We start from the raw sequence: 26222 nt of genomic DNA on the forward strand, positions 1-26222 counted from the left end.
TTACAGGTCGATGCCGCCGAAGGACATAAAGCCCAACGACATCAAGCCAACGGTGATAAAGGTAATACCCAGGCCGCGCAGACCTTCCGGTACATCACTGTATTTCATCTTTTCGCGGATACCCGCCAGAGCGACAATGGCCAGCGCCCAGCCAACACCGGAACCCAGGCCAAACACCACGCTTTCGCCAAAGTCATAATCCCGCTCAACCATAAACAGTGAGGCCCCCATAATGGCGCAGTTCACGGTAATCAGCGGCAGGAATACACCCAGGGCGTTGTACAGCGCGGGCATGTACTTATCCAGCACCATTTCCATAATCTGCACGATGGCGGCAATCACGCCGATGTAGGACAACAGCCCCAGAAAGCTCAGGTCAATGGCTTCGGCACCGGGTATACCGGTCCAGGCCAGTGCACCTTCGGCCAGCAAACCGGAATAGATCAGGTAGTTCACCGGCACGGTAATGGTGAGCACCACAATCACCGCAATACCCAGTCCCAGTGCTGCCTGCACCTTTTTGGAGATCGCCAGGAAGGTACACATTCCCAGGAAGAACGCCAGCGCCATGTTTTCGATAAACACGGAGCGCACGAATAAACTCAAATAATGTTCCATTACGCCACCTCCGCCGGTGCTGAGTTGGGTGCCATCTTGAATTCCGGCTCCTCCACCTGATCTTTGTGCTTCTCGCGAATAGCCCAGATAATCAGGCCAATCAGGAAGAAGGCAATAGGTGGCAGCAGCATCATGCCGTTGGGTACGTACCAGCCGCCGTCAGTTACCAGGGGCAGAATCTCGTAGCCCAACAGTTTGCCCGCACCCAGCAGTTCGCGAACCACCGCCAGGGCGATCAGAATAAAGCTGTAACCCAGGCCGTTGCCGATGCCGTCGATAAAGCTGGGCAGCGGCGGGTTCTTCATGGCGAAGGCTTCGGCGCGGCCCATCACAATGCAGTTAGTGATAATCAGGCCCACAAACACCGACAGGGTTTTACTGATTTCGTAGCTGAACGCCTGCAGCAACTGATCCACCACAATCACCAGCGAGGCGATAATGGTCATCTGCACAATAATGCGGATGTTGCCGGGAATGTGGTGGCGCACCAGGGAAACAAACAGGTTGGCAAACGCCGTTACCGCGGTCAGCGCCAGGCACATGACCAGGGAAACACTCAGGCTGGAGGTAACCGCCAGGGCAGAACAAATGCCGAGAATCTGCAGGGCAATGGGGTTGTTTTTAAAGACTGGATCAAACAGCGTGTCTTTCGTTTTGCTCGACATGATTTATGCCTCCCCTGCTTTCAGGTTTGCCAGGAAGGACGCAAAACCGCTGTCGCCCATCCAGAATTGCATCAGGTTGTGAACACCTTTACTGGTCAAAGTCGCACCAGACAGGCCGTCAACCTGGTAAATCGCATCCGGCTTGCTGCTGTCCACAGCGCCCTTGACCACGGAAATGGCCGCACGGTCACCGTCGTAGACTTTTTTGCCTACCCACAGAGCTTTCCAGTTGGGGTTGTCGATTTCGCCACCCAGCCCCGGAGTTTCCTTGTGCTCGTAAAAGCCAAGGCCGGCAACGGTGTTGAAGTCGGCCTCCAGAGCCACAAAACCGTACAGGGTGGACCACAGAGCGTAGCCCTTCACCGGCAGGATCAGTTTCTCAATGCCGTTTTCGCCCTCCACCATGTAGACGGTGGCGTATTTCTCTTTGCGGCCAATTTTGGCGATGTCCTGCTCGCCAGAGAGCTTGTCGGACAGCGCCGGATCTTTCGCCGCCTTGCGCTGATCGTAGCTGGCGACATCTACCGCGTCGGTGTACTTGCCAGTGCCGAGGTCAACCACTCTGGCGGTGACGCTCTGAAACTGTTCATCGATGGAAACCCCCTCCTGATACAAGCCAGCGGCTTTGAGGATGTTGCCTTTTTTGTCCAGCTCTTTGTTGGTTTGCTGCATATCCCGCAGGCCAACCGCTGCACCGGATACCACCACGGAGCACACCAGGCACAGTACCAGAGCAACCAATATCGTATGTTTTACCGTATCTTTAGCCACGTGCCAGCCTCCGTTTGATGTTGCTTTCCACCACAAAGTGGTCGATCAGGGGCGCGAACAGGTTGGCAAACAGGATCGCCAGCATCATGCCCTCGGGGAATGCGGGGTTGAGTACACGGATCAGTACCACCATCACACCGATCAGAATACCGAAGTACACTTTGCCGGTATCGGTCATGGACGCAGACACCGGGTCGGTGGCCATAAACACCATGCCGAAGGCAAAGCCGCCCACCACCATATGCCAGTACCAGGGCATATGCATCATCGGGTTGGAGCTGTCGCCAGCCACCGTATTCAGCAGCGTCGACAAACCAATCATGCCCAGCATCACACCCAGCATAATGCGCCAGGAAGCGATCTTCATCAGCAGCAAAATAGCACCGCCAATAAAGATGGCAAGGGTAGAGGTTTCACCAATGGAACCCTGAATATTGCCGTAGAACGCATCCAGCCAGCTGATTTGCTGTTCCAGTACCGCCATGCCGTCGCTGTAGGCAACCGACAGTGCAGTGGCGCCGGTAAAGCCGTCTACCATGGTGGCTGCGCCGGTGGCCCATACCGCATCGCCGGACATGGATGCCGGGTATGCAAAGAACAGGAAGGCACGGCCGGTCAGCGCCGGGTTGAGGAAGTTTTTGCCGGTGCCGCCAAATACCTCTTTGCCGATCACCACACCAAAGGTAATACCAATGGCGGCCATCCACAGGGGCAGGTCTGGCGGGCAAGACAGGGCGAACAGTATGGAGGTGACAAAGAAACCTTCGTTCACTTCGTGGCCGCGCTTCATGGCAAACAACACTTCCCAGAAGCCACCGACGATAAAGGCAACCGCGTAAATAGGCAGGAAGTACATGGCACCGTGGACCATACAGTCGTAAATACTGTTTGGACTGAAACCCGCCAGTGCAGCAGTGGCGGCTATACGCCAGCCTTCAACCGCCGCCGGGTCCGCCAGGGTCGACAACCACAGGTTGGCCTGGTGGCCCACGTTGTACATGCCGTAGAACATGGCCGGGAATGTGGCCAGCCACACGGTGATCATCACCCGTTTCAGGTCAACCCCGTCGCGCACATGGGAGGCGTTCTTGGTGGTTGCCTTGGGGGAGAAGCAAATGGTGTCTACCGCTTCGTACAGGGCAAACCACTTTTCGTGCTTGCCGCCCTTGTGAAAGTTGGGCTCGATCTTTTCGAGATAACTACGAAGACTCATCGCGATCAGCCCTCCTTCTCAATGCGGGTTAAGTTGTTGCGCAAAATGGGGCCGTATTCGTACTTGCCCACACACACATAGGTGCACAGCGCCAAATCCTCTTCGTCCAGTTCCAGACAACCCAGCTTTTGCGCCATATCCGTGTCACCAACAATCAGCGCACGCAGCAGTTGAGTGGGCAGAATATCCAGCGGCATCACGGTTTCGTATTGGCCCAGTGGCACCATGGCGCGCTCACTGCCGTTCACATTGGCGGTGAAATTGAGCTTTTTGCCCTTGCTGAGGCTGGACAGGTAAATGGGCATGGCGGAGTGACGGTTGACACCCGGGGACAGATAGCGAACCACCTCGCGGATGGCCCCCTCCTCGATCACCGATACCTGAGTGTGATAGCGGCCCAGGTAAGTAAAGGCACCGGACGCCTTGCGACCAGACAGCACCGAACCGGAGATTACCCGGTTGTCGCCGTCTTTGGCACTGCCCGCCACCAGCTCATCCGTATTGGCGCCCAAGCGGGTGCGCACCAGTCCGGGGTTGTTTACCTGCGGGCCAGCAACCGCCACCACACGGCGGGTGTCGATACGGCCAGTGGCAAACAGCGCACCGTAGGCGATTACATCCTGATAACCAATGGTCCAGACAAATTTGTTGTGGTCGGCGCCCACCGGGTCGACAAAGTGAATGTGAGTACCGGCCAGGCCAGCGGGGTGCGGGCCGCCAAACTGGTGCGCTTCCACACCGGGGACGTCAGCACCGGGCACGTCCGCACCACCGGCGGTACACAGGTGTACCTTGCCACCGCTGAGGTTGGTCAATACCTTGAGGCCGTTGACAAAATCCTCACTGCGATCGGCAATAATCACCGCCGGATCCGCCGCCAGCGGGTTGGTATCGATGGCGGTTACAAAGATAGAGCTGGGCACCGCGTCCAGGGCCGGCACTTTGGAATAAGGGCGGGTGCGCAGAGCCTGCCACTGGCCGGCTTCCACCAAATTTTCTACTACTTTTTCCCGTTCCAGAGAACCCAGCTCGGCGGTGTCGTATTGCTGAAAGCTGATTTCCCCACTGCCTTCCACATCAATGACGACCGACTGCAACACACGGCGTTCACCGCGGTTGATGGCGCTGACCGTACCGGTAGCCGGTGCGGTGTACTTCACCCCGGCTGTTTTCTTGTCGGTAAAAAGAACCTGGCCCAGCTTGACCTTGTCCCCCACTTTGACCGCCATGGTGGGTTTCATACCATGGTAATCAAAGCCAATAACGGCGACAGAGCCTGCAGCGGGACCATCCTGAATCACCTGTTCGGGCGCACCCGAAATAGGTAAGTCCAATCCGCGACGGATTTTATTCATAGGTGGTGCCTACTCACGCAAGTATAAAGAAGACGGTAAAAACGCCCCGGCAGCTGACTAAAGCCCCGCAAGCGTAAAAATTACTTGTATTTTAGGTATTTCCGCAGCCTGACAATCACAGACCAAACGGCGCGGAATTATAATGGCAGGCAGCTTTGATTACCAGACGCACTTTGGGGGTATTACCACCATTGGCTAGGATAAAACCAGTTGCGGGTTGCGGGTTGCGGGTTGCGGGTTGCGGGTTGCGGGTTGCGTCATTCTGAGCACAGCGAAGAATCTCACAACTCGCAGCCAGTACAATATCCTTCGCTATGCTCAGGATGACAGCTACGCTCGATCTACTCGCAGCCCGAAACACGCAACCCGTAACAAAAAACAAAACCCCGCCGAAGCAGGGTTTTGTAGAAGACCAGATCGGACAGTACGCCCTATCCAACTTCCTTCGGATACACATCCCAGCTAACACCCGCCATCTCTTCCAGGCAGCGCACTACCTGACAGCTGTAGCCGAACTCGTTGTCGTACCAGCAGTACAGCACGGCGCTGTCGCCGGAGATAATGGTGGCTTTGGCATCGTAGATACAGGCGTGACGGGAGCCAACGAAGTCGCTGGATACCACTTCCGGAGAATCGGTGAAATCGATCTGCTGCTGCAAGGGCGAGTGCAGCGCCACAGAGCGCATGTACTCATTGAATTCTTCCTTGTCGCTGGGCTTGCTCATTTTCAGGTTGAGAATCGCCATGGACACATTGGGCGTCGGCACCCGAATGGCATTACCGGTAAGTTTGCCCTCCAGCTCCGGCAGCGCCTTGGACACCGCACTGGCGGCGCCGGTCTCGGTGAGTACCATATTCAACGGTGCAGAACGGCCACGGCGCTCGGCCTTGTGGTAGTTGTCGATCAGGTTCTGGTCGTTGGTAAAGGCGTGCACGGTTTCCACGTGGCCGTGCTCAACGCCGTACCTGTCCATCACCGCCTTCAACACCGGGGTAATGGCGTTGGTAGTACAGGACGCGGCAGACACGATTTTGTCCTCCGGCAAAATGGCTTTGTGGTTAATACCGTACACCACATTTTTCAGGTTGCCTTTACCCGGTGCAGTCAACAGCACTTTTGACGCTCCCGGGCACTCCAGGTGTTGCCCCAGGCCAGCCTCGTCGCGCCACACACCGGTGTTATCGATCACGATGGCGTCATTGATGCCGTATTCGGTGTAATCCACCTCAGACGGACTGTTGGCGTAAATAATTTTGATGGGGTTGCCGTTACACACCAGCACGTTATTTTCTTCGTCGATGCGAATGGTGCCGTGAAAGGTGCCGTGCACAGAGTCCCGGCGCAGCAGGCTGGCGCGTTTCACCAGATCGTTTTTGGCCTTGCCCTGGCGTACCACAATGGCGCGCAAGCGCATCACATCGCCACCGCCGGTTTTTTCAACCAGCAGGCGCGCCAGCAGGCGACCAATACGGCCAAAACCGTACAACACCACATCCTGTGGTTGCGGCAATGGTTTGGAATCCTTGTTGAGAGCATCCGCCAGTTCAACCCGCAAAAAATCTTCCGGAGACTGGCCGTTGTCCAGGTCCATGTGCTTGGAAGTCAGCTTGCCCAAATCGACATGAGCGTGGCCCAGATTGAGGTCCAACAAGGCTTTCAACATGGGGTAGGTTTCAAACTCGGAGACTTCATTCTGCTCCGCCTGACGAACCCGGCGGTGGGCTTTCATAATGTCGATAACCGACTGGTTTACCAGGGTGCGGTCGTAGAGGTAAATGCCCACATTGCGTTCACGATTGAGCTGGCCAATCAGGGGAATCATGGCTTCCGCCAGTGCTTCACGTTCTTTCCAGTCGACAAAAAAATCGGCGGGTTGGGGTCTGGCTTGTTTCACGATGACGTCCTGCGCTTAGGCATTGAGTTGAGGAAATTGCGCGCATTATCAACACAGCCAAACCGTTGCGCAATACATTCTATCCAAAAGTGTATAGGCCACATGATTGGCAGAAAGTGAATTACAGAAAAGCGCAAAAACAGCTTTTTTCAGCGGAAAAAATCACCGCCAATTGAAAGTAAACAACAAAAATACATACCCACAAATCGTGCAAATGCCCCTTTAAAACCTGGCTCATCCATTTTTTTTCATATTGCCTTGTACATTTTCCTCGGTAATGCGTCTGAACAAATCAGGAAGAAAATATTAACCAAGCATTGACGCAACCAGACCAATAACTGATAGAGGATAGAAAAAACCATGAAACCATTCCCAAGCAAAATCACCGCAATGGCCGCTGCAGTGGCCGCCTTAAGCAGTGGCGCGGCTGCACCTTCGTTTGCAGAAGAGAAAGAAATTCAAGAGGAGGTAATAACCATCGGCTCACGCCGTCAAGCCCGCTCAGCTTCAGACACTGTCGCACCGGTTGATGTAATCAACGCCAATGACATTCTGGATCAGGCCTCAACAGACATTTCGGACCTGATCCGTACCGTAGTACCCTCTTATCAAGTAAATACCCAGCCGATTTCTGATGCAGCAACCATCGTACGCCCGGCTAACCTGCGCGGTTTGTCACCGGATAACACCCTGGTTCTCCTCAACGGCAAACGCCGCCACCGCTCAGCAGTCATCTCCTTTTTGGGTGGAGGCATCGCAGATGGTGCACACGGCCCAGACATTGGCGTGTTCCCGGCTCTGGGTTTGAAACAGGTTGAAGTACTGCGCGATGGCGCTTCATCACAGTACGGTGCAGATGCAATTGCCGGGGTGATCAATTTTCAGCTGAAAGACAATCGCGAGGGCGGCACGGTTGAAGTGAAGTACGGCTCCACCTATGAAGGCGATGGTGACAATGTAAAAATTGGCGCCAACATTGGTCTGCCTCTGGGCGAAGAAGGCTTTTTAAGCATTACCGGTGAATTTGCTGAATCAGACGGGACTTTTCGTTCAATACAACGTGACGACGCACTGGCGTTGATTGCAGCGGGCAATACCGCTGTGTCCAACATCAACGTGAATACTGAAACGGCGGATACTGTGCAGTATTGGGGTCAGCCGGAAGTAAACGATGACATCAAACTGTTCTTTAACTCCGGCTTTAAAATTGCCGAGAATGTCGAAGGTTATGCATTTGGTAACTATGCCGAGCGCCAGGTAGAAGGCGGCTTCTTTTTCCGTAACCCAACCGACCGCGGTGGCGTGTTTACCGGCCCGACTGTTGACCCCCTGACCGGTGCGGCCAGTGACACTGGTGTGCCATCAATTCTGGTGGGTGATCTGTCCGGTGACACCGCAGGTGATTGTCCCGCAGGCATCCCGTTGCAAAATGGAGTTAACAGCCTGCCGGATCCAACGATTTTGGCGCAGGTGGCGAACGATGCAAATTGCTTCTCATTTGTTGAACTGTTCCCGGGTGGATTCACCCCGCGCTTTGGTGGTGACTCACAAGACAAAAGCCTTGTATTTGGCGTACGCGGCGAATTCAAAAACGGTTTAACGTACGATGTCAGCTACACCTATGGCGAGAACGAGGCAGCCTTCTTTATCAACAACACGGTTAATGCCAGCCTGGGGCCGGACACACCAACCTCATTCCGCCCTGGTACCTATACGCAAACCGACAACAACTTCAATATCGATTTGACCTACTCGGTACCGGTTTCCGGTTTTGCGTCTGAGCTGAGCATCGCAGGTGGTATTGAATACCGCGAAGAAGAGTTCGATATAGAAGCAGGTGACGATGCGTCATTTGCGTTAGGCCCACTGGCAACACCATCATCGGCCTTTCCAAATGGCCAGGGCTTTGCATCCAGCTCCAATGGCTTTGGCGGTTTCAGCAATGCATCGGCAGGCACCAACACGCAGGACAACACGGCGGTATATATCGACCTGGAGGCCGATGTAACCGAGGCAGTAACCCTGCAAACAGCCGTTCGTTATGAAGATTTCAACACCTTCGGCGATACCACCAATTACAAATTGGGCGCTTTGTGGCGCGCAGCGGAAGGAGCGACTTTCCGCGCCACGTTCTCAACAGGCTTCCATGCACCGACCACTGGTCAGGCAAATGTAACCAACATCACCACAGCGTTTAACGGCAGCATATTGGTTGACCAGGGCACGTTGCCTCTGAATACCGCCGCAGGCCAGTTTGTCAACGAGCAATTGGGTAATCCATTTACCCTGGGGCCCGAAGAAGCGGATAACTTTTCAATTGGCGGTGCCTTTGAAATTGGCGCCCTGAGCCTGACAGTGGACTTTTTCCGCATCGAGGTGGATGACCGCATTGCGATTACTGACCAGCAAGACTTCCGTGGATTACTGCTTCAAGCAGGTGCCGATGCCGGCGTTACACTTCCAGCAGACGCGCAAACCAGCCAGATTCTGAATGCACTGAACGCGGCAGGTGTTATCAACTCCGCCGATTTTATCGGTTCAGAAGACCTGGGGTCTTTCGGCTTCTTCGCAAATGACTTTGATACCCGCACCCAGGGAACAGATATCGTGGCAAACCTGCCTGTCGACCTTGGCAGCGGTTCGAGCACACTGGCATTGGCGGTCAACTATACCGATACAGAGGTCACTCGCCGTGGTAATTTGAGCGACACCCGCTTGCGCCAACTGGAAGACAGCCTGCCAAACCTGAAAGGCAATCTGAGCTTTCGCCACAGTGCGGATAACTGGCGTGTACTGGCACGAGCCAACTTCCATAACTCCTACTTCGAAGCGCACCTGGATTCCGGGGACCTGCCCATCGAGCCAGGCGGTGAGATTACATTTGATGTGGAATTCGGTTACACCTTTGGTGAAAACTTTGACGTCATTATCGGTGCTGCCAATCTGTTCGACGCACTGCCTGATGAAAATGAGTTTTCTGGCGTAGCAGGCGCACGCTTCCCGGCCACTGCACCATTCGGTTTCAGCGGCGGTACGTACTACCTGCGATCCAACTACAACTTCTAACCGGCAGCGTACTGGAGAAGTGCTAAATTTCGCACCACTCCAGTACCCGCTTTGGAGAATAACCGCAGCTTGGGCTGCGGTTATTTTTTTCCCACAAAGAATGTACTCCCAGAAGCTCCCATAAACACAAGGCCTTATCCATGCAAGCTGTTGTTGACTTCCTCAATACTATTATCTGGAGCCCGGTACTGATTTATCTGTGTCTCGCTGCCGGACTGTTTTATACCGTACTGACTCGCGGCATGCAGATTCGATTATTCAGGGAGATGCTGCGATTAATAACGTCAGGAAAAAGCTCAGAAAAAGGTATCTCGCCCTTTCAGGCACTGGCCATGTCGCTCTCTGGCAGGGTCGGCACCGGTAACATTGCCGGCGTAGCCGCCGCCATCGGATTTGGAGGCCCAGGTGCCATATTCTGGATGTGGGTTGTGGCTATTTTTGGTGCTGCTACGGCCTACGTTGAGGCATCCCTCGCGCAAATATACAAAGAAGTTCACGAAGGTGAATATCGTGGTGGCCCAGCCTACTACATTGAAAAAGCCATTGGGCAAAAGTGGTACGCTTGGCTATTTGCCATTGTCACCATTCTCGCCTGTGGCTTTTTATTACCCACCGTACAGTCCAATGCAATTGGCAATGCTGTAGTACATACGATTGGGGAAGGCAGTTTGATCCAAACCTCAATGGGAACATTCAGCACGACTAAAATCATCACCGGCGCAACCATCGTGACCATTCTCGGTTTTATTATCTTTGGCGGGGTCAAGCGCATTGCCAGTTTCGCACAAATTGTGGTTCCGTTCATGGCGCTGGCTTACATTATCACCGCTTGTATTGTTGTGTTCCTTAACATTGACCAATTACCGGGTATCTTTAGCATGATTTTTAATGATGCCTTTACACCAATGGCCGGATTTGGTGCGGCGATCGGCTGGGGCGTCAAGCGAGGTGTGTACTCCAATGAAGCCGGACAAGGTACCACTCCTCATGCAGCTGCCGCAGCAGAAGTACAACACCCTGCACAACAGGGGTTGGTGCAAGCGTTTTCCGTCTATATCGACACATTATTTGTATGCACCGCAACTGCGTTCATGATTTTGATTACCGGAGCCTACAATGTTGGCACCGCAGAAACCGGATTTTTAATTCAAAACTTACCAGCAAATGTCAGCGCTAACAGCCCGGCTTTTACCCAACTGGCCATTGAAAGCGTGATACCTGGCGCTGGCAGCCCATTTATTTCAGTGGCGTTATTTTTCTTCGCATTTACCACAATAATGGCCTACTACTACATTGCTGAGAGCAATGTAATGTACTTAAAGCGCTCCTTAAAACTGCCGGGCGTCATTCTGGCGTTGAAGATTGGCCTGATGATCGTGGTATTTTACGGCACTGTAAAAGCGGCTAATCTGGCTTGGGGGTTAGGTGACATCGGAGTTGGCTTAATGGCCTGGACCAACATTATCGGCATGCTAATTATTTTCTTCCTGGGCAGGCCAGCCATTAAAGCGTTGCGCGATTACGAAGCTCAACGTCAGCGAAAAGTTGATCAGTACAACTTCGATCCTGACAAACTGGGAATTAAAAATGCCGACTTCTGGCGCAAATAACAAACCCCACTGGAAGAATACGCTGCATGGATCTGGTTTTACAAATCTGGGGAGGTGGGTTTTATCTTCTCAATAAAATTTTGTTCGGCTTTTCTGAAAGTCAGCAAGGCGTTTTCAAGAAAAAACTGAAAATTACCGCCTGGGCTGCCTATATTATGGGCGTCCCGGCCTGGGTGATCATTTTAGCAGGGCATCAAAACTGGATTGCGGCCTCCATCGAAGCCGGTGGTGTTCCAGCAATGTTGCTCGGTTTGTACAACACCTGCCATGATCATAAAAAGCCACACAAATTTTTTAACCAACTTGTCAGTGTTCTAACATATGGATCTCTGGCTTTTGGCCTTCTCTATAGCTTCAGTCTCCACGGTGGCATTACCTCTATTAGCCAGATTTTGGAGATTGGGGTTATGCTTGGATTCCTTTTGGGCAGTTACTACATGGCCAAAAACCATTCAAGTGGCTGGCTGTATTTTATGCTGATGAATCTGAGTATGGCCTGCCTGATGTTTTTACAGGAAAAACCAATACTAATGGCGCAGCAATTATTGTCATTCTGTTTTGTCTTTTATGGCTTCAACAAAGGAAAATAAGGCGTCATGGCAGGAATAGCGAATATAAAAGAACTGCTGGATTCAATGAACCCGGTGTTGATGAAAACAGAATTCGTATTTTGTACTGTCGAAGGCATCCTCGAGGATTATTTAGGGCTGCATCCAATTGCAACCTTTATAGAGCCTGAGGGCCTGACACTAATACTTGAAAAGCCGACTGCAGAGGCAGCTGCTTTGTCTTTTGAAGGCACTTACCGTCAAATCACACTGAAAGTGCATTCCAGCTTGGAGGCGGTAGGTCTTACTGCAGCAGTATCAACCAGGCTAGCTTCAATAGACATCAGTGCGAACATGGTGGCTGCCTATTACCATGACCATATTTTTGTACCAAGCAGCAAAGCGGATGACGCATTATCGGTATTAAAGGAGCTTAATGGTCAATAGTGGCAATGCTCGCCAAATTATTTTGAAACCTACCCACTTCGGAAAAATACATAAAAAACAAAGATATACACTCAAGCCGCACCCGTAACCAACTTCCAACCAAGCCATAGAGTGTCCAATTGGCACCGCATTCAGGCAACAGGGTAAAACCTCGCCAAATAAAAAATCTTGTACATTTCTGCCCTTTAGGAGTCATATATAGAGGAGCACTCTATTTTGGCAAATTTGACCGTATTTCTTTGGGATAGTATATCCGTGACTAACAGGCAACATGAAAAAGGCGTACCCTCCCCTGCCAGTAATGGCACGGCGGGAAAAACCAGTGTCATCGACAGCTTCAAGCGCCATGAGAAATCCCTCCGGCACTACATCTCCGGGTTCTTTATCACCCCGCAGGATATTGAAGATATCACTCAGGAAACGTTTCTGCGCACCTTCAAATCCGACATCAAGGAGCGCGTACAAAAGCCCAAGCCGTTTATGTTTCGGGTTGCCAAGAACCTGATCATGTCGGAGTACCGGCGCTCCAGCTACAAACTCACCGACTACATTGAAGATATTGGCCCCGACAGCGAACCACTGGCCATTGACGATCTGGAAAACAACCGCGAAGTGCAGCAGAAGCTCGGTTTGTTCTGCGAAGCGCTGGCGGGCCTGCCGGAACAGTGCCGGCGAGTGGTGATTATGCGCAAGGTATACGGTTTTTCCATCAAGGAAATTTCAAAACGATTAGATATGCCTACCAGCACCATTAACTGGAACATTGCCAAAGGCATGACCGCGTGTGACAACCTGATTGAGCAAGCTGAAAACACGACATCAGAGAAACAACTGTCAGGAAACAGCAAATCGAGCTCATGGAGGATTGGAAAATGAGCAACGTAACAGGGTTTGCCAACCCCCAGAAAATTAAAGAAGAAGCCGCCTTGTGGCTGCTTAAAATAGAAGAAGAATCCCCCCTCCCCCCGGAGGAAGTGGCCAACCTGCGCCAGTGGGTAGACACCAGTGAGGTACACCGCCAGGTGATCGTACACATGTCACAAACCTGGGGAGACATGGAGATTCTTTCCGAAATGATGGCCCCACCCACTGCGCGCCAGTGGTCTTTCTGGGAGCTGCTCAGAACCTGGCTGCTGTCGCCGCTGGTGGCCTTGTTGTTGCTGATTATCAAGCCGGTTCGCACCACGCCCCAACCAGGGTTCGCGTTGGCATGCAGCCTTGCCATAGGGGTTCTGGTAACACTGTGGGCATTGAACCCCCAGAACAACGAACCCTCCAACCGCTATCTGACGCAAGTCAGCGAACAGGCGCATTACACTCTGGCCGATGGCTCGCAGCTGTGGCTGAACAGCAACAGTGAAGTTGAAGTCATCTACAGCGATAACTTTCGGCGCATACGCCTGCTTCGCGGCGAAGCACATTTTGACGTAAAAAGGGACACACAACGCCCCTTTGAAGTGTATTCCAACGATCGACTGGTGCGGGCTCTGGGTACCGCCTTCTCTGTGTATCGCTCCAAAGACAGTATCGAGGTGTTTGTCTCTGAAGGCAGGGTTGAACTTGCCATCGTGGATGAAACCCTGGTGATTACACCGGATGACCTCCCCTCCGGGTCGGCGGCGCTGCCAGCTGGCAAAGTCGGTTTGCCGGTAACCCGGGAAGCCCCCGCCGCCATCAAAACTTATGTGGGTGAGCTGGCGGCAGGTCAAAGCGTATCCATCCCCACAAAGAACGGCGATGCTCCCGTAGAAATGCACAGTGAGGATATTGTTGAACACGACGCGGGGGAAGTGATTCGCAAACTTTCCTGGCTGGATGGCAAGCTGGTATTTGCCGGTGAGTCACTGGAGCAGGTGGTGACCGAAATCAGCCGTCACACATCCATGCGTATCGATGTCGCAGACCCGGCGCTGAAAACAATGCGTATTGGCGGCCACTTTCAAGCCGGCGACACCGACGCGCTGTTTTATGTCTTGGAGTCCGGTTTTGGCATACAGGTGAACAAACTCAACGAAAATCATGTTGAATTGCAGGCAAAGCAATAATTATTTTTAATTTTTTTGAAAAAAATACTATTTTGAATTATACAAAATCGGTTTTTAAACGTCCCTATTATCGACGAGGAACAGGTCGCAACAACCTGCTTGCGACCAGACTTTTGCATAGGGGACCAAGAAAACCGTTTTTTATTATTGCCTGTATTTTCGGTTTATTTTTCAGCCAATTTGCATACAGCAAAGCCGAGGAAGACAAATACTTTTTTGATCTTGTGAGACAACCGCTCAGCCAATCATTGGGTATTCTTTCCGAAGTCACAAAACGATCTTTTCTTTTCCCCTATGACCTTGTCGCAAACAAAGAGGGCAATCCGGTTCAAGGGCATTTCACCGCCCAGCAAGCACTGGATCTGTTGTTGAAAAACACAGGGTTTGAAGGCCAGCTCTCTGAGAAAAAGGTGTTTTTGGTAAAGCCGGTAGCGGCGGCGCCAATGCCAAACGACAATTCAGGGGGTAAATCCATGAACAAAAACAGCAAGAAGTTAAAGGTCGGTTTTTTTGCGGCATTAACCAGTATTTTTACAGGTACGGCAGGCGCACAAGATGCATCTGAAACCGCCGACAGTGCCAAGGACACATCGGTACTGGAAGAAATAACCACACTCGGTTCAAGGCGTGCGGCAAGATCCGCTCTTGATTCCGCTGTACCGGTGGACGTAATCAGCAGCCAGGACATCAAGCGCCAGGGCAGCACAGACCCAATCGACGTACTCACCGCCATTATTCCCTCCTTCAACGCCAACCGCGAACCGATTTCCGATGCCGCCACACTGGTTCGCCCCATCAACCTGCGGGCCCTGCCATCGGATCACACCCTGGTTCTGGTGAACGGCAAACGCAGACACCGCGGAGCGGTTGTGGGCGAATTTGTTTCCGGCGTAAACCGGGGCGCTCAGGGGGTAGACGTAAATCCGCTGTTCGGCGCTGCCATCAAACAAGTGGAAGTTCTACGGGATGGTGCAGCCGCCCAGTACGGAGCAGACGCCATTGCCGGGGTAATGAACTTTTCCCTGGAAGATGACCCCAACGCGCGAAAAATTTCCGTTCAACTGGGCGAAAGTTACGAAGGCGATGGCAGGAACTACCAGGTTTCCGGCGCCTTTGGCCTGCCTGTGACCGACGATGGTTTTGCCGTACTCGCCTTCGAGCTGAAGAACGCTGACCCCACCAGCCGTGGCGTGCAGGATGGTGAAGGTACCAACAGTGGTGCTGCCGCCCTGGAAGCGGCGGGCTTTCCGGTGGCAAACCCGGTGGTTGTATGGGGCGCACCGGAAGTGGAAGATGACTACAAGCTGATTCTGAACACCGGTTTTAACATTAACGAAACTACCGAACTGTACGGCTTCGGCAACTACGCCACCCGGGATGTGGATGGCAGCTTCTTCTACCGCAACCCCACGAATCGCGCCGGTGTATTTACCAACGGTGGCAATGTACTTTTCGCCGATGCAACCGGCGATGGTTGCCCCACCGGTGCACTGCCCACCACCAGCTTTGCAGACGCCCAGGCATTTCTTGCTGCTGCGCCAGCCAACTGCTTTGCCTTCCAGTCCATATTCCCAGGCGGCTTCACACCGCGCTTTGGCGGTAACGTCACAGACACCAGCCTGACCTTTGGTGTTCGCGGGGAATTTGCCAACGGCCTGATCTACGATATCAGTGCAGGCACCGGCGAAAATGACGTTCAGTACGCCATTTCCAATACCATCAACGCATCGCTGGGGGCGGCATCACCAACGGATTTCGAGCTGGGCTCACAGATTCAGAGCGAAACCATCTTCAATGCGGATTTTGTCTACGCCGTAGAAGCTGGCCTGGCCTCGGAACTCAATATCGCCTTCGGCCTGCAATACCACGACGAGGAATTTGAGATTCTCGCCGGGCAGGAAGAATCCTTTATCGCTGGCCCCTTCGCCACCCAGGGTTTCTCCGTCGGGGCCAACGGTTTTCAGGGTTTCAGCGACGATATAGCGGGAACTTTCAGCCGTTCCAGCGAAAGCGCTTATGTCGACCTGGAAGCAGATATAACTGACCGCTTTCTGCTGAGCGCCGCCTTCCGTTACGAAAACTTCAGTGACTTTGGCAGCACCAGCAACGGTAAAATTGCAGCGCGCTATCGTTTTTCCGACAGCTTCTCGCTGCGCAGTGCGGTGAGCACTGGTTTCCGTGCCCCCACCTTGGGCCAGTCCAACCTGCAGCGGGCATCTACCGGCTTCCAGAATGGTGTATTGGTTGAGCAATTGGTGATTGCCAGTACCGACCCCATTGCGGAATTTTTCGGTGGTGGCCAATTGTCACCGGAAGATGCGCGCAACTTCAGCATCGGCCTGACTACATCGGTGGCTGGCTTTGATATCACTCTGGATTATTTTGACATCGAAGTGGACGACCGCGTGTCTCTCACCAGCGCAAACATCGGTGATGCGGAACGTGCCCAACTGGTTGCCCTGGGCAACCCGGAAGCCGCCACCATCAGCAACGTGCAGTTTTTTGTGAACGACTTCGACACCAAAACCACCGGCCTTGACCTGGTTGCCAACCGCTCGTTTGAATGGGCCAACAGCAGCACCAACCTGACTCTGGCTTTGAACCACACCGATACCGAAGTCACCAACCGCGGTGCCACCATCGGCGATGGCCGCGAGCGGGAAATCGAAGAAGCCATTCCCAGCATTCGCGCCACCATCACCCTGAACCATCAGGTAGGCAACCTCAACGCGCTGATTCGCACCAATTACTTTGGCGAGGCCTACGAGTCCCTGTTCAACGACGAAACCCTGCCAGTGGTCACCGATGGTCTATTCATGGTGGACGCAGAGCTGGCCTGGCAGTTGAACGATTCGCTGAACGTTGCCGTGGGCGCCAAAAACCTGTTTGACGAGTTCCCGGACGAGTGGATGACCGCTGGCTTTACCGGCCGTGATGGTGGCTTCCTCGGGGCTATTTATCCCCTGAACCACCCTGCCGGTCTCGGTGGTGGAAGCTACTACCTGAGACTTCAGGCAGATTTTTAAGGCCTTTTAACCCCGCATTTTCCAATGCACCCCTCTTAACAGCAGGTATGTACACAGCAGTATGTGTACCGCTACCTGCTTTTTTTTGTGGATAAAAATCTATGAATATTGGCATCTACATCTCTCTCGGCCTTTATTTTGCCGTTATGCTGGGTATTGGCTTTTACAGTTATTCGGTCACCAAAAATGATGTCTCCGGCTTTCTGCTCGGTGGTCGCAACTTGAGCCCATCGGTGACCGCACTTTCCGCTGGTGCTTCGGATATGAGTGGCTGGATGTTGATGGGCCTGCCCGGTGCCATGTACGTTTCCGGCCTGTCCAGTTCCTGGATTGCCATTGGCCTGATTGCCGGCGCCTACCTCAACTACCTGGCGGTAGCGCCCAGACTGCGTGTGTACACCGAAATTGCCGATGATGCCGTCACCATCCCGGAGTTTTTTGAACGCCGCTTTGACGACAAACGTCACCTGTTGCGTGTATTCAGCTCGGCAATCATTATTATTTTCTTCGCCATCTACACCACTTCTGGCGTGGTTGCCGGAGGCAAACTGTTTGAAACCTCGTTTGGTCTGAGCTATCAGCTGGGCCTGATCATTACCGCTGGTGTGGTGGTGGCTTACAGTACCTTTGGGGGCTTTCTGGCAGTCAGTACCACCGATTTTGTGCAGGGCTGCATCATGTTTGTGGCACTGGTGATGGTACCCATTGTTGCCATTGGGCAAGTGGGCGGCGCAGTGGAAACGCAGCAGCAAATTGCCGCTATCGATAACAATTTATTGACCTTTGGCGGCACCTCCATCCTGGCCATTATTTCAGCACTGAGCTGGGGGCTGGGCTACTTTGGGCAGCCGCACATCATCGTTCGCTTTATGGCCATCCGCTCCGTCAGGGAAATTAAAGTGGCCCGGCGTATTGGCATGAGCTGGATGGTGGTTGCCCTGATCGGGGCAACTGCGGTGGGTATTGCTGGCCTGGCTTACGTCACCGCAAGCGGTGCCACCTTGCACGACCCGGAAACCGTATTTATTTTTCTGTCTACCACCCTGTTTCACCCGCTGGTGGGCGGTTTTCTATTGGCCGCCATATTAGCTGCCATTATGAGCACCATTTCCTCCCAACTGTTGGTCACTTCCAGTTCATTAACGGAAGACGTTTACCATACGTTCCTGCGCAAACAAGCCGCGCCGCAAGAACTGGTATTGGCAGGCAGAATATCCGTAGCAGCCGTTGCCTGCCTCGCCGTGATTCTGGCGCAAAACCCCAACAGCAGTATCCTGTCCCTGGTAAGCAACGCCTGGGCTGGCTTTGGGGCGGCCTTCGGTCCAGTGGTATTACTGAGCCTGTTCTGGAAGCGGATGACATTCACCGGCGCTCTGGCGGGAATGATCGTGGGAGCCATGACGGTACTGGTATGGGTGTACGCTCCGTTTACCATTCAGGGAGAGAAACCCAGCGACTTCCTGTTTGAAATTGTGCCGGGATTCACTTTAAGCACCGTGGCAATTGCCGTGGTAAGCCTGCTGTCGACAAAACCATCGCCCGCCATTTGCAAAGGGTTCGATGCCATGAAATCAGAACTGTCGCACAGCTTGCACCGTCAACCGAAAACACCCTGACTTCTGTCTGCTGTTTTCTGTCGGCTGACCTCTGAATTCAGAAGCCATACATCTGCGGCAACAACCAACTGATGGTGAGCCACAGAATCACCGTCAGTGGTACGCCGACGCGCACAAAGTCCATAAAGCTGTAACTACCGGTGTTCATCACCAGCAAGTTGGTTTGATAAGCCATGGGCGTGGCAAAGCTCATATTGGCACCAAACAGTACCGCCAGTACAAACGCCTCCGGCGGCAAGCCCAGCTGTTGGGCGATGCTGACGGCGATGGGTGTGCCGATCACCGCAGCGGCGTTGTTGGACACCACATTGGTGAGTATCGCCATCAACAACACCAGGCCGGCAAACAGGCCGTGAATGGGCAAATAGGCGGCAATTTTGACAAACCCGGACGCCAGCCAGTCCGTTGCTCCGGTAGAGATCAGTGCATTGCCCAGAGCTAAACTGGCCACCACTATCAACACCACCTGCACACTCAGCGCCCGCTGCACATCCCGCCAGGTCAGGCAGTTGGTAAACATCATCAGCAACGCCCCGCACACCGCACTGATGGCGATGGGCAAGATGCCCAGCGCCGCCACCACAATCACCGCGGCCATCACCCACAGGGCGCGGTGAGCCCGGTGGGAATGGGGCAGTTCGGTGGTGGCATCCAGCACCAGCAACTGACCGCTGCGCCGGATGTCTTCGATGTTTTCCCCCGGCCCCTGGATCAACAGCACATCCCCCAGACGCAGCTTTACCTTGCCAATGCCATCGGGCATTTCTTCCAGCACCCGGCCCTTGCGATGAATGGCGATCACCGCTACCTGGTAGCTGTGCAAAAAGCGGATTTCGTTGAGGGTGCGGCGCACCAGTGGCGAGCCGCGATCCACCACCAGTTCCGCCATGTGTTGATCCGGGTCGGTGAGGGGATTTTCCTCGTCCACCAGTTTGCCGGACGAAAACAACTGCCCCCCCAGCAGGGATTCGTACTCTTTCAGTTTTTGCGGCGTATCCCGCACCAGTAAACGATCACCACCGCGCACCGTGGCATCGGGCAAGGGAAATACATAGTTCTGTTTACTGCGGCGAATGCGGGTTATCTGAATACAGCCATCGGTTTTATCGATAATCTCCCGTACCGTCAGGCCAGCGCAGTCGCCGTCTTCCGGTATCAGCAGATGAGCGGTAAAAATGCGCGGCGAGTCGTCGTCCACCAGAGCGCCGCGCGCCGGCAGCAAGCGGGGAGCCACCAACCACAGGTACAACACCCCTACCCCAGCCATGACCAAACCGGGAACAAAAAAGTCGAACATGCCGATTTCTTTCAAACCCAAATCCGCCGCCACACTCACCACCAGCAAGTTGGTAGAGGTGCCAATGGTGGTGAGCATACCCCCCAAAATAGTGGCAAAGCTGATGGGCATTAACGTGCCGGATACAGAGGTTTTGGTGCGGTTGGCCACGGTCACCAGAATCGGCAACAACAGCACCACAATGGGCGTGTTGTTTACAAAGGCGCTCAGCAACGCCGCCACCACCAGGGCCACAAACAGCGACAGAAACGGGCTGTAGCCCCACAGCCGCGCCAACACCCGGCCCACCGGTTCCAGCGCACCGGTGCGCACCAGGCCGTGGCCGACAATCATCAGCGCGCACACCGCAATCAAGGCCTGATGGCCAAACCCGGAAAAAAAACTGGTGGGGCTTAGAGCAACGCCCTCGGCACTGGTATAGGGGAACAGGGTGAAACCGATGGTCAGCAGCACCACCACAAACAGGCTTGAGGTTTCCAGGGGGATGCGCTCGCGGGAAAACAGGAATAAGGCGAACACCGTCAGAATCAGGGAAGCAATGGCATGGGCATTCAAAGCGCCAGAAGCTATTTCCATGGAATTATTCGTTTTATGACCCGAGGGCATTGCATGCTAACACGACAATGCGCGCTACTGAACACTCCATTACGTCCCATGTTCCACCCCTATGTGTACCCCTGAATCCGTGACTTCAGAGCGGCGCATAGCACAAGCTCTTGATTCCACAGCGGTTTGAAAAATGCCCACTTAACCGACGGGTAAAGCTAAGATTTTTCAATTCCACTGTGAAACCAATATCTTGAACTCTACACTCACTCTGAAATCACGGACTCAGGGTACCTATAAAGTTATAGCCTCAAGCGGTGTCAATTATCTCTTAAGTGGGCCTTGCAAGGCTTTATTCCCGGCACCTGTTCCAGATCAATTGCCCCCCTTCTCCAGAGTCACAAAATCGTCATCAGACAGACATTCACATTCTGGAGAAACACCATGAAAAGCACCTCAAAAACCCTGCTCAGTGTCGCCGTGGCCGCTGCGGTTTGCGCATTTGCCAACCCCACCTACGCAGACGATGCCAACTCTCTTTCCGATGCCTTTAAAAACGGCACCGTGAAGGGCAACTTCCGCCTGCGCTACGAAGAAGTGGATAACACCTCCAGCGATGGCGCACTCACTTTGCGCAGTCGGCTGACCTTTCAGAGTGCAGAATACAAAGGTTTTAGCGCCCTGTTGGAAATGGATGATGTGAGTCACTTTGGCAGCGACAATTTCGTTGGCATTCCCGACCCGGAAGGCAGCGAGGTCAACCAGTCATGGATTAAATACAACTTCGGTAAAAGCGATGCGACCTTTGGTCGCCAGCGTATCAACCTGGACAACCAGCGTTTTGTGGGTGGCGTTGGCTTCCGTCAGAACGAGCAGACCTACGACGGCATCAGCTACACCGACAAACACCTGAAAGACACCACCGTGTTTGTGGCCAACATCAACAACGTCAACCGCATTTTCGGGGAAGACTCCCCCATCGGTGACCACGACAACGACAGCTGGCTGGTAAACGCCAATTACAGCGGCTTTAAAAACGGCAAACTGTCCCTGTACGCCTACCTGCTGGACAACAGCAACGCCGCGCTGTTCTCCACCGACACTTACGGCATTCGCTACAGCGGCAAGGCCGGCAAATCCTTCAGCTACAATCTGGAATATGCCACTCAGTCCGACGCCGCCAACAACCCCCTGGACTACAGCGCTGAGTACCTGCTGCTGGAAGGCTCCCTGCAAACCAAGCCAGTGAAACTCACTCTGGGTTATGAACTGCTCGGCTCGGACAATGGCGACACGGGCGGCTCCCTGCTCAACGATGGCCGCTTTATTACCCCGCTGGCCACCCTGCACAAATTCCAGGGCTGGACCGACATGTTTATCGCTGGCGGTACCGGCAACATCGACACCGGCGTGGAAGACCTGTACTTCTCCGTCAGCGGCAAAGCCGGTGGCTTTAAACTGGTGTTTGTCTACCACGACTTCAGTGCCGACAAAGCCTCTGCCACTGTAGACGACTTGGGTTCCGAATGGGGCTTTCTGGTAGGCCGCAAAATCAACGACAACCTCAACCTGTCATTGAAATACGCGGACTACAGTGCGGATGATTTTGGTACCGATACCGAGAAATTGTGGCTAACTGCGCAGTTTGCTTTTTGATAACGGCCTTAAAATCACGCGACAGGGACGTCGCCTCTGACAATGAGTTGCAGACATCACTGGTTTTGACAAAACCGTAGGGTGGATTAGCGATAGCGTAATCCACCACTTTGCTGGACCGTATGCGACAAGGATCTCGCATCCGAGCGTACAGGGAAGTATGTACAGCGAGTCCAGTAAAGTGCTACCTATCTCTGATCGCCACCCAGGGCGGTTGCGTTCAACAGGCAATACGGCAGTCAATGGATGAGATTGCCACGGCCTGTGGCCTCGCAATGACGGTATCACCCCGCTAAAATGGCGCCCCCAATGAACCGCCAGAAGTAGAACCCCATGCCGTTACTGCACCCACCCGAGCCCCCACCCGCTGGCCAAAAACACCGCTGGGGCGGTTTGCAGGGGGCGGGACAGGCACTGGCCATTAGCGAAGCCGCACAACAGTTTGATGGCTTGACGCTGGTGATTACCGACGGCGCGAAATCAGCAGCACAGTTGGAAACCGAATTACAGTTTTTCAACAGCGAACTACCGGTGCTGCACTTCCCGGATTGGGAAACCCTGCCCTACGACCTGTTCTCCCCCCACCAGGACATCATTTCCGAACGCCTGCGCTGCCTGTACCGGTTGCCACAGGTCAGCAAAGGCATTTTGATTGTGCCCGCTTCCACGCTGATGCACCGCCTGGCACCGCCGTCTTTTATCAGCGGTCACTCTTTTGTGTACAAAGCTGGCGATACCGTCAACGTAGATCGCCTGCGGGAACAGTTGCAACAGGCTGGCTACCAGTGTGTGGACACGGTGTACGAACACGGGGAATACGCCGTGCGCGGCGCTTTGGTGGATATTTTCCCCATGGGCTCGAAACAACCGTTTCGGCTGGATTTGTTCGACGACGAAATCGAATCCCTGCGCAGCTTCGACCCGGAGAGCCAGCGCACCATTGACCAACTGGACGCCATCGACCTGCTGCCCGCCAAAGAAGTGCCACTGGACAAACCGGGCATCCGCCGCTTTCAGGACAACTGGCACAGCCGCTTCGACGCCGACCCGCGCAGCTCCGCCTTATACCAGGACGTCAGCAACGGTGCCGCCGCCCAGGGCATTGAATACTTCCTGCCGCTTTTCTTTGGGGGAGAGTTTGAACAGTGCGCCACCCTGTTCGACTACCTGCCCGGTGACACCCAGGTATTCACCAGCGGCAATCTGGAAACCGCTGCCGGGCAATTCTGGCAAGAGGCCAGCAACCGCTTTGAAGAATACGGTGTAGACCGGGAACGCCCCCTGCTGCCACCGGCAGAGGTATTCGTACCGGTAAACGAACTGTTTGCCGCGCTGAAACAATGGCCGCGTATCGACCTGACGGCCAACCAGCAAAGCGGCACCGGCGCCAGCAACTTTTCGCTTCAACCCGCCCCCGATGTTGCCGTGGATTCCCGCGCCAGTAACCCGTTGCTGGCTCTGCAAAGTCACTTGTTCGAAAACCAACAACGAGTGCTTTACTGCGCTGAATCCGCAGGCCGCCGGGAAACTCTGTTGGAGTTGCTGGCCAGCATTCGCCAGCAACCGGTGGAAGTTGCCAACTGGCAGGAATTTTTAAACGGCAACCACCCCAGCTCTATCACCATCGCGCCGCTGGATCGCGGACTGACTTTAGAGCACCCGGCCATTTGCCTGATCAGCGAAGGCGACCTGTTCGGCCAGCAGGTATTGCAGCGCCGTCGCCGTTCCCGTACTCAGGACCAGGCCGACAACGTTATTAAAAACCTCACGGAGTTGCGTGAGGGCGCACCGGTGGTACATATCGATCACGGTGTGGGCCGCTACCGGGGGCTGCAAACCATTGGCGTCAACGACGAGATGCAGGAATTCCTCACCCTGGAATACGCCGATGACACCAAACTCTATGTACCGGTATCGTCCCTGCATCTGATCAGCCGTTACAGCGGCAGCGAGGAAGACACCGCCCCCCTGCACCGGCTGGGCAGCGACAGCTGGAAAAAAGCCAAAGACAAAGCTGCCAAAGAGATTCGCGACACCGCCGCTGAGCTGTTGCAGGTGTACGCCCAACGCGCTGCCCGCCAGGGTTTCAGCTTTAGCGACCCGGCAGAGGACTACCTGGCCTTTAGCCGGGACTTTCCCTTTGAAGAAACCCCGGATCAGCAGGACGCCATCGACGCGGTAAAAAAAGACCTGTTGGCAGAACAACCCATGGACCGCCTGGTGTGCGGCGATGTGGGATTTGGCAAAACCGAAGTGGCCATGCGCGCCGCCTTTATCGCGGTGAGCAACAGCAAACAGGTGATTATTCTGGTGCCCACCACCCTGCTGGCCCAGCAACACTACGAAAACTTCAAAGACCGCTTTGCCAATTGGCCGGTGACCGTGGAAGTGCTGTCCCGCTTCCGCACTGCCAAAGAGCAGGAAGCCGTTATCCAGCGCGCCGCCGACGGCAAAGTGGATATTTTGATCGGCACCCACAAACTGCTCAACAGCCGCATCAAATACAAAAATCTGGGCCTGCTGATTATCGACGAAGAACACCGCTTTGGGGTGCGCCAGAAAGAGGCAGTCAAAGCTCTGCGCGCCGAGGTGGACATACTCACCATGACCGCCACCCCCATTCCCCGCACCCTGAATATGGCCTTTGGCGGCATTCGCGACCTGTCCATTATCGCCACGCCACCGGCCAAGCGACTGGCGGTAAAAACCTTTATCCGCCAGAGCGAAACCCGCCTGATTCGCGAGGCCATACTGCGGGAAACCCTGCGCGGCGGCCAGGTGTACTACCTGCACAACGAAGTCAAAACCATCGACAAGGTGGCCCGGGAGCTGCAGGAACTGGTGCCGGAGGCTCGCATCGGTATCGGCCACGGCAAAATGCGCGAACGGGAATTGGAACAGGTGATGTCCGATTTCTACCATCAGCGCTTTAACCTGTTGGTGTGCACCACCATTATTGAAACCGGCATCGACGTACCCAGCGCCAACACCATTATTATCGACCGTGCCGACAAATTCGGTATCGCTCAGCTGCACCAGTTGCGGGGTCGGGTAGGCCGCTCTCACCACCAGGCCTACGCCTATTTGCTGACGCCTCACCCGAAAACCATGACCAGGGACGGGGTCAAGCGTCTGGAAGCCATCGAAGCTGCCGACCATCTGGGCAGCGGTTTTACCCTGGCCACGCACGACCTGGAAATTCGCGGCGCCGGCGAACTGCTGGGCGACGAACAGAGCGGCCATATCCAGCGCATCGGCTTTACCCTGTATATGGAACTGCTGGAGAAGGCGGTACAGGCCATTCAGGATGGCCGCGAGCCGGACGTGGAAGCCGCCATGCACGACAACGTGGAAATCAACCTGCGTATCCCCGCTCTGATTCCCGACGACTACCTGCCCGATGTGCCCATGCGCCTGCAAATGTACAAACGCCTGGCCAGCGCCAAAAACAACAACGGGCTGAAAGAACTGCAAGTGGAAATGATCGATCGCTTTGGCCTGCTGCCGGACTACCTGAAAAACCTGATTCGTGTCACTGAGCTGCGTTTGCAGGCTGAACAGCTGGGTATTACCAAAATTGAAGCCAACGCCACCGGCGGCGGCCTTACCTTTGGCAGTGCCACAACTGTGGAGCCCATCACCATCGTACAACTTGTGCAACAGCAGCCAGACCGTTATCGTTTCCAGGGTGCTACTGAACTGCGCTTTTCAGCGGCCATGAAAACCAGTGACCTGCGGATTAATACGGTGAAGAAACTGCTGGAATTGTTACAAAGCGGATCAAATTGATAACCGTCATCGCGTGCGCAGCGTGGCGATCTTGACCGGTGTGGCAGGGGACTTGAGAC

At 54.1% G+C, this 26222-nt stretch carries 17 protein-coding genes; 10 read left to right on the plus strand and 7 right to left on the minus strand.

The genetic code is table 11. From position 1 onward, the window contains the following. The 6 genes from nqrE to ACVBEJ_RS06325 all read right to left on the minus strand — a co-directional run bounded on the left by nqrE (position 1) and on the right by ACVBEJ_RS06325 (position 6520). Positions 1–618, minus strand: coding sequence for an NADH:ubiquinone reductase (Na(+)-transporting) subunit E (gene nqrE / locus ACVBEJ_RS06300; protein ID WP_447128761.1), 618 nt, complete (start codon positions 616–618; stop codon positions 1–3). Continuing rightward, complete coding sequence (locus ACVBEJ_RS06305) at positions 618–1283, minus strand: NADH:ubiquinone reductase (Na(+)-transporting) subunit D (RefSeq protein WP_447128762.1); 666 nt, start codon at positions 1281–1283, stop codon at positions 618–620. The genes nqrE and ACVBEJ_RS06305 overlap by 1 nt, the downstream gene beginning before the upstream one ends. Positions 1284–1286: 3 nt before the next feature. Then, positions 1287–2054, minus strand: coding sequence for a Na(+)-translocating NADH-quinone reductase subunit C (locus ACVBEJ_RS06310; RefSeq protein ID WP_447128763.1), 768 nt, complete (start codon positions 2052–2054; stop codon positions 1287–1289). Then, on the minus strand, positions 2047–3267 hold the full coding sequence (locus ACVBEJ_RS06315; protein ID WP_447128764.1) for an NADH:ubiquinone reductase (Na(+)-transporting) subunit B: 1221 nt from the start codon (positions 3265–3267) through the stop codon (positions 2047–2049). The genes ACVBEJ_RS06310 and ACVBEJ_RS06315 overlap by 8 nt, the downstream gene beginning before the upstream one ends. 5 nt (positions 3268–3272) lie before the next feature. Continuing rightward, positions 3273–4622 carry a Na(+)-translocating NADH-quinone reductase subunit A gene (locus ACVBEJ_RS06320; RefSeq protein WP_447128765.1) on the minus strand — a complete coding sequence of 450 codons (1350 nt, stop codon included), beginning with the start codon at positions 4620–4622 and terminating at the stop codon, positions 3273–3275. A gap of 431 nt (positions 4623–5053) precedes the next feature. After that, positions 5054–6520, minus strand: a complete 1467-nt coding sequence (locus ACVBEJ_RS06325; RefSeq protein ID WP_447128816.1) for a glyceraldehyde-3-phosphate dehydrogenase — start codon at positions 6518–6520, stop codon at positions 5054–5056. Positions 6521–6877: 357 nt separating this feature from the next. Here ACVBEJ_RS06325 and ACVBEJ_RS06330 point away from each other — a divergent pair, with 357 nt between their 5' ends. The 8 genes from ACVBEJ_RS06330 (at position 6878) to putP (ending at position 18875) form a co-directional block, all read left to right on the plus strand. Then, a complete protein-coding gene (locus ACVBEJ_RS06330) occupies positions 6878–9583 on the plus strand; it encodes a TonB-dependent receptor plug domain-containing protein (protein ID WP_447128766.1) in 2706 nt (901 codons plus the stop codon). Between the two features lie 140 nt (positions 9584–9723). Then, positions 9724–11193 (plus strand): alanine/glycine:cation symporter family protein, encoded by a 1470-nt coding sequence (locus ACVBEJ_RS06335; protein WP_447128767.1) that lies wholly within the window; start codon positions 9724–9726, stop codon positions 11191–11193. 26 nt (positions 11194–11219) lie between these two features. Further along, entirely contained in the window at positions 11220–11783 is a 564-nt protein-coding gene (locus ACVBEJ_RS06340) for a hypothetical protein (RefSeq protein WP_447128768.1), read from the plus strand. Between the two features lie 6 nt (positions 11784–11789). Next, complete coding sequence (locus ACVBEJ_RS06345; RefSeq protein ID WP_447128769.1) at positions 11790–12188, plus strand: ACT domain-containing protein; 399 nt, start codon at positions 11790–11792, stop codon at positions 12186–12188. Between the two features lie 255 nt (positions 12189–12443). Then, the gene (locus ACVBEJ_RS06350) at positions 12444–13064 is read left to right on the plus strand and encodes an RNA polymerase sigma factor (protein WP_447128770.1); all 621 of its coding nucleotides are present in this window, start codon (positions 12444–12446) and stop codon (positions 13062–13064) included. Beyond that, complete coding sequence (locus ACVBEJ_RS06355; protein WP_447128771.1) at positions 13061–14233, plus strand: FecR family protein; 1173 nt, start codon at positions 13061–13063, stop codon at positions 14231–14233. The genes ACVBEJ_RS06350 and ACVBEJ_RS06355 overlap by 4 nt, the downstream gene beginning before the upstream one ends. A 443-nt stretch (positions 14234–14676) precedes the next feature. After that, positions 14677–17259 (plus strand): TonB-dependent receptor plug domain-containing protein, encoded by a 2583-nt coding sequence (locus tag ACVBEJ_RS06360; RefSeq protein ID WP_447128772.1) that lies wholly within the window; start codon positions 14677–14679, stop codon positions 17257–17259. Positions 17260–17360: 101 nt separating this feature from the next. After that, entirely contained in the window at positions 17361–18875 is a 1515-nt protein-coding gene (gene putP / locus ACVBEJ_RS06365) for a sodium/proline symporter PutP (protein ID WP_447128773.1), read from the plus strand. A 37-nt stretch (positions 18876–18912) separates the two neighbouring features. On the opposite strand, the gene ACVBEJ_RS06370 is transcribed toward putP, so the two are convergent. Then, a complete protein-coding gene (locus ACVBEJ_RS06370) occupies positions 18913–20748 on the minus strand; it encodes an SLC13 family permease (protein ID WP_447128774.1) in 1836 nt (611 codons plus the stop codon). 414 nt (positions 20749–21162) lie between these two features. Here ACVBEJ_RS06370 and ACVBEJ_RS06375 point away from each other — a divergent pair, with 414 nt between their 5' ends. Together ACVBEJ_RS06375 and mfd are read left to right on the plus strand one after the other, a co-directional pair. Then, positions 21163–22374 carry an alginate export family protein gene (locus tag ACVBEJ_RS06375; protein ID WP_447128775.1) on the plus strand — a complete coding sequence of 404 codons (1212 nt, stop codon included), beginning with the start codon at positions 21163–21165 and terminating at the stop codon, positions 22372–22374. A 333-nt stretch (positions 22375–22707) separates the two neighbouring features. Next, on the plus strand, positions 22708–26163 hold the full coding sequence (gene mfd, locus ACVBEJ_RS06380; protein WP_447128776.1) for a transcription-repair coupling factor: 3456 nt from the start codon (positions 22708–22710) through the stop codon (positions 26161–26163). Positions 26164–26222 lie beyond the last annotated feature (59 nt).

Source organism: Porticoccus sp. GXU_MW_L64, assembly GCF_052983295.1.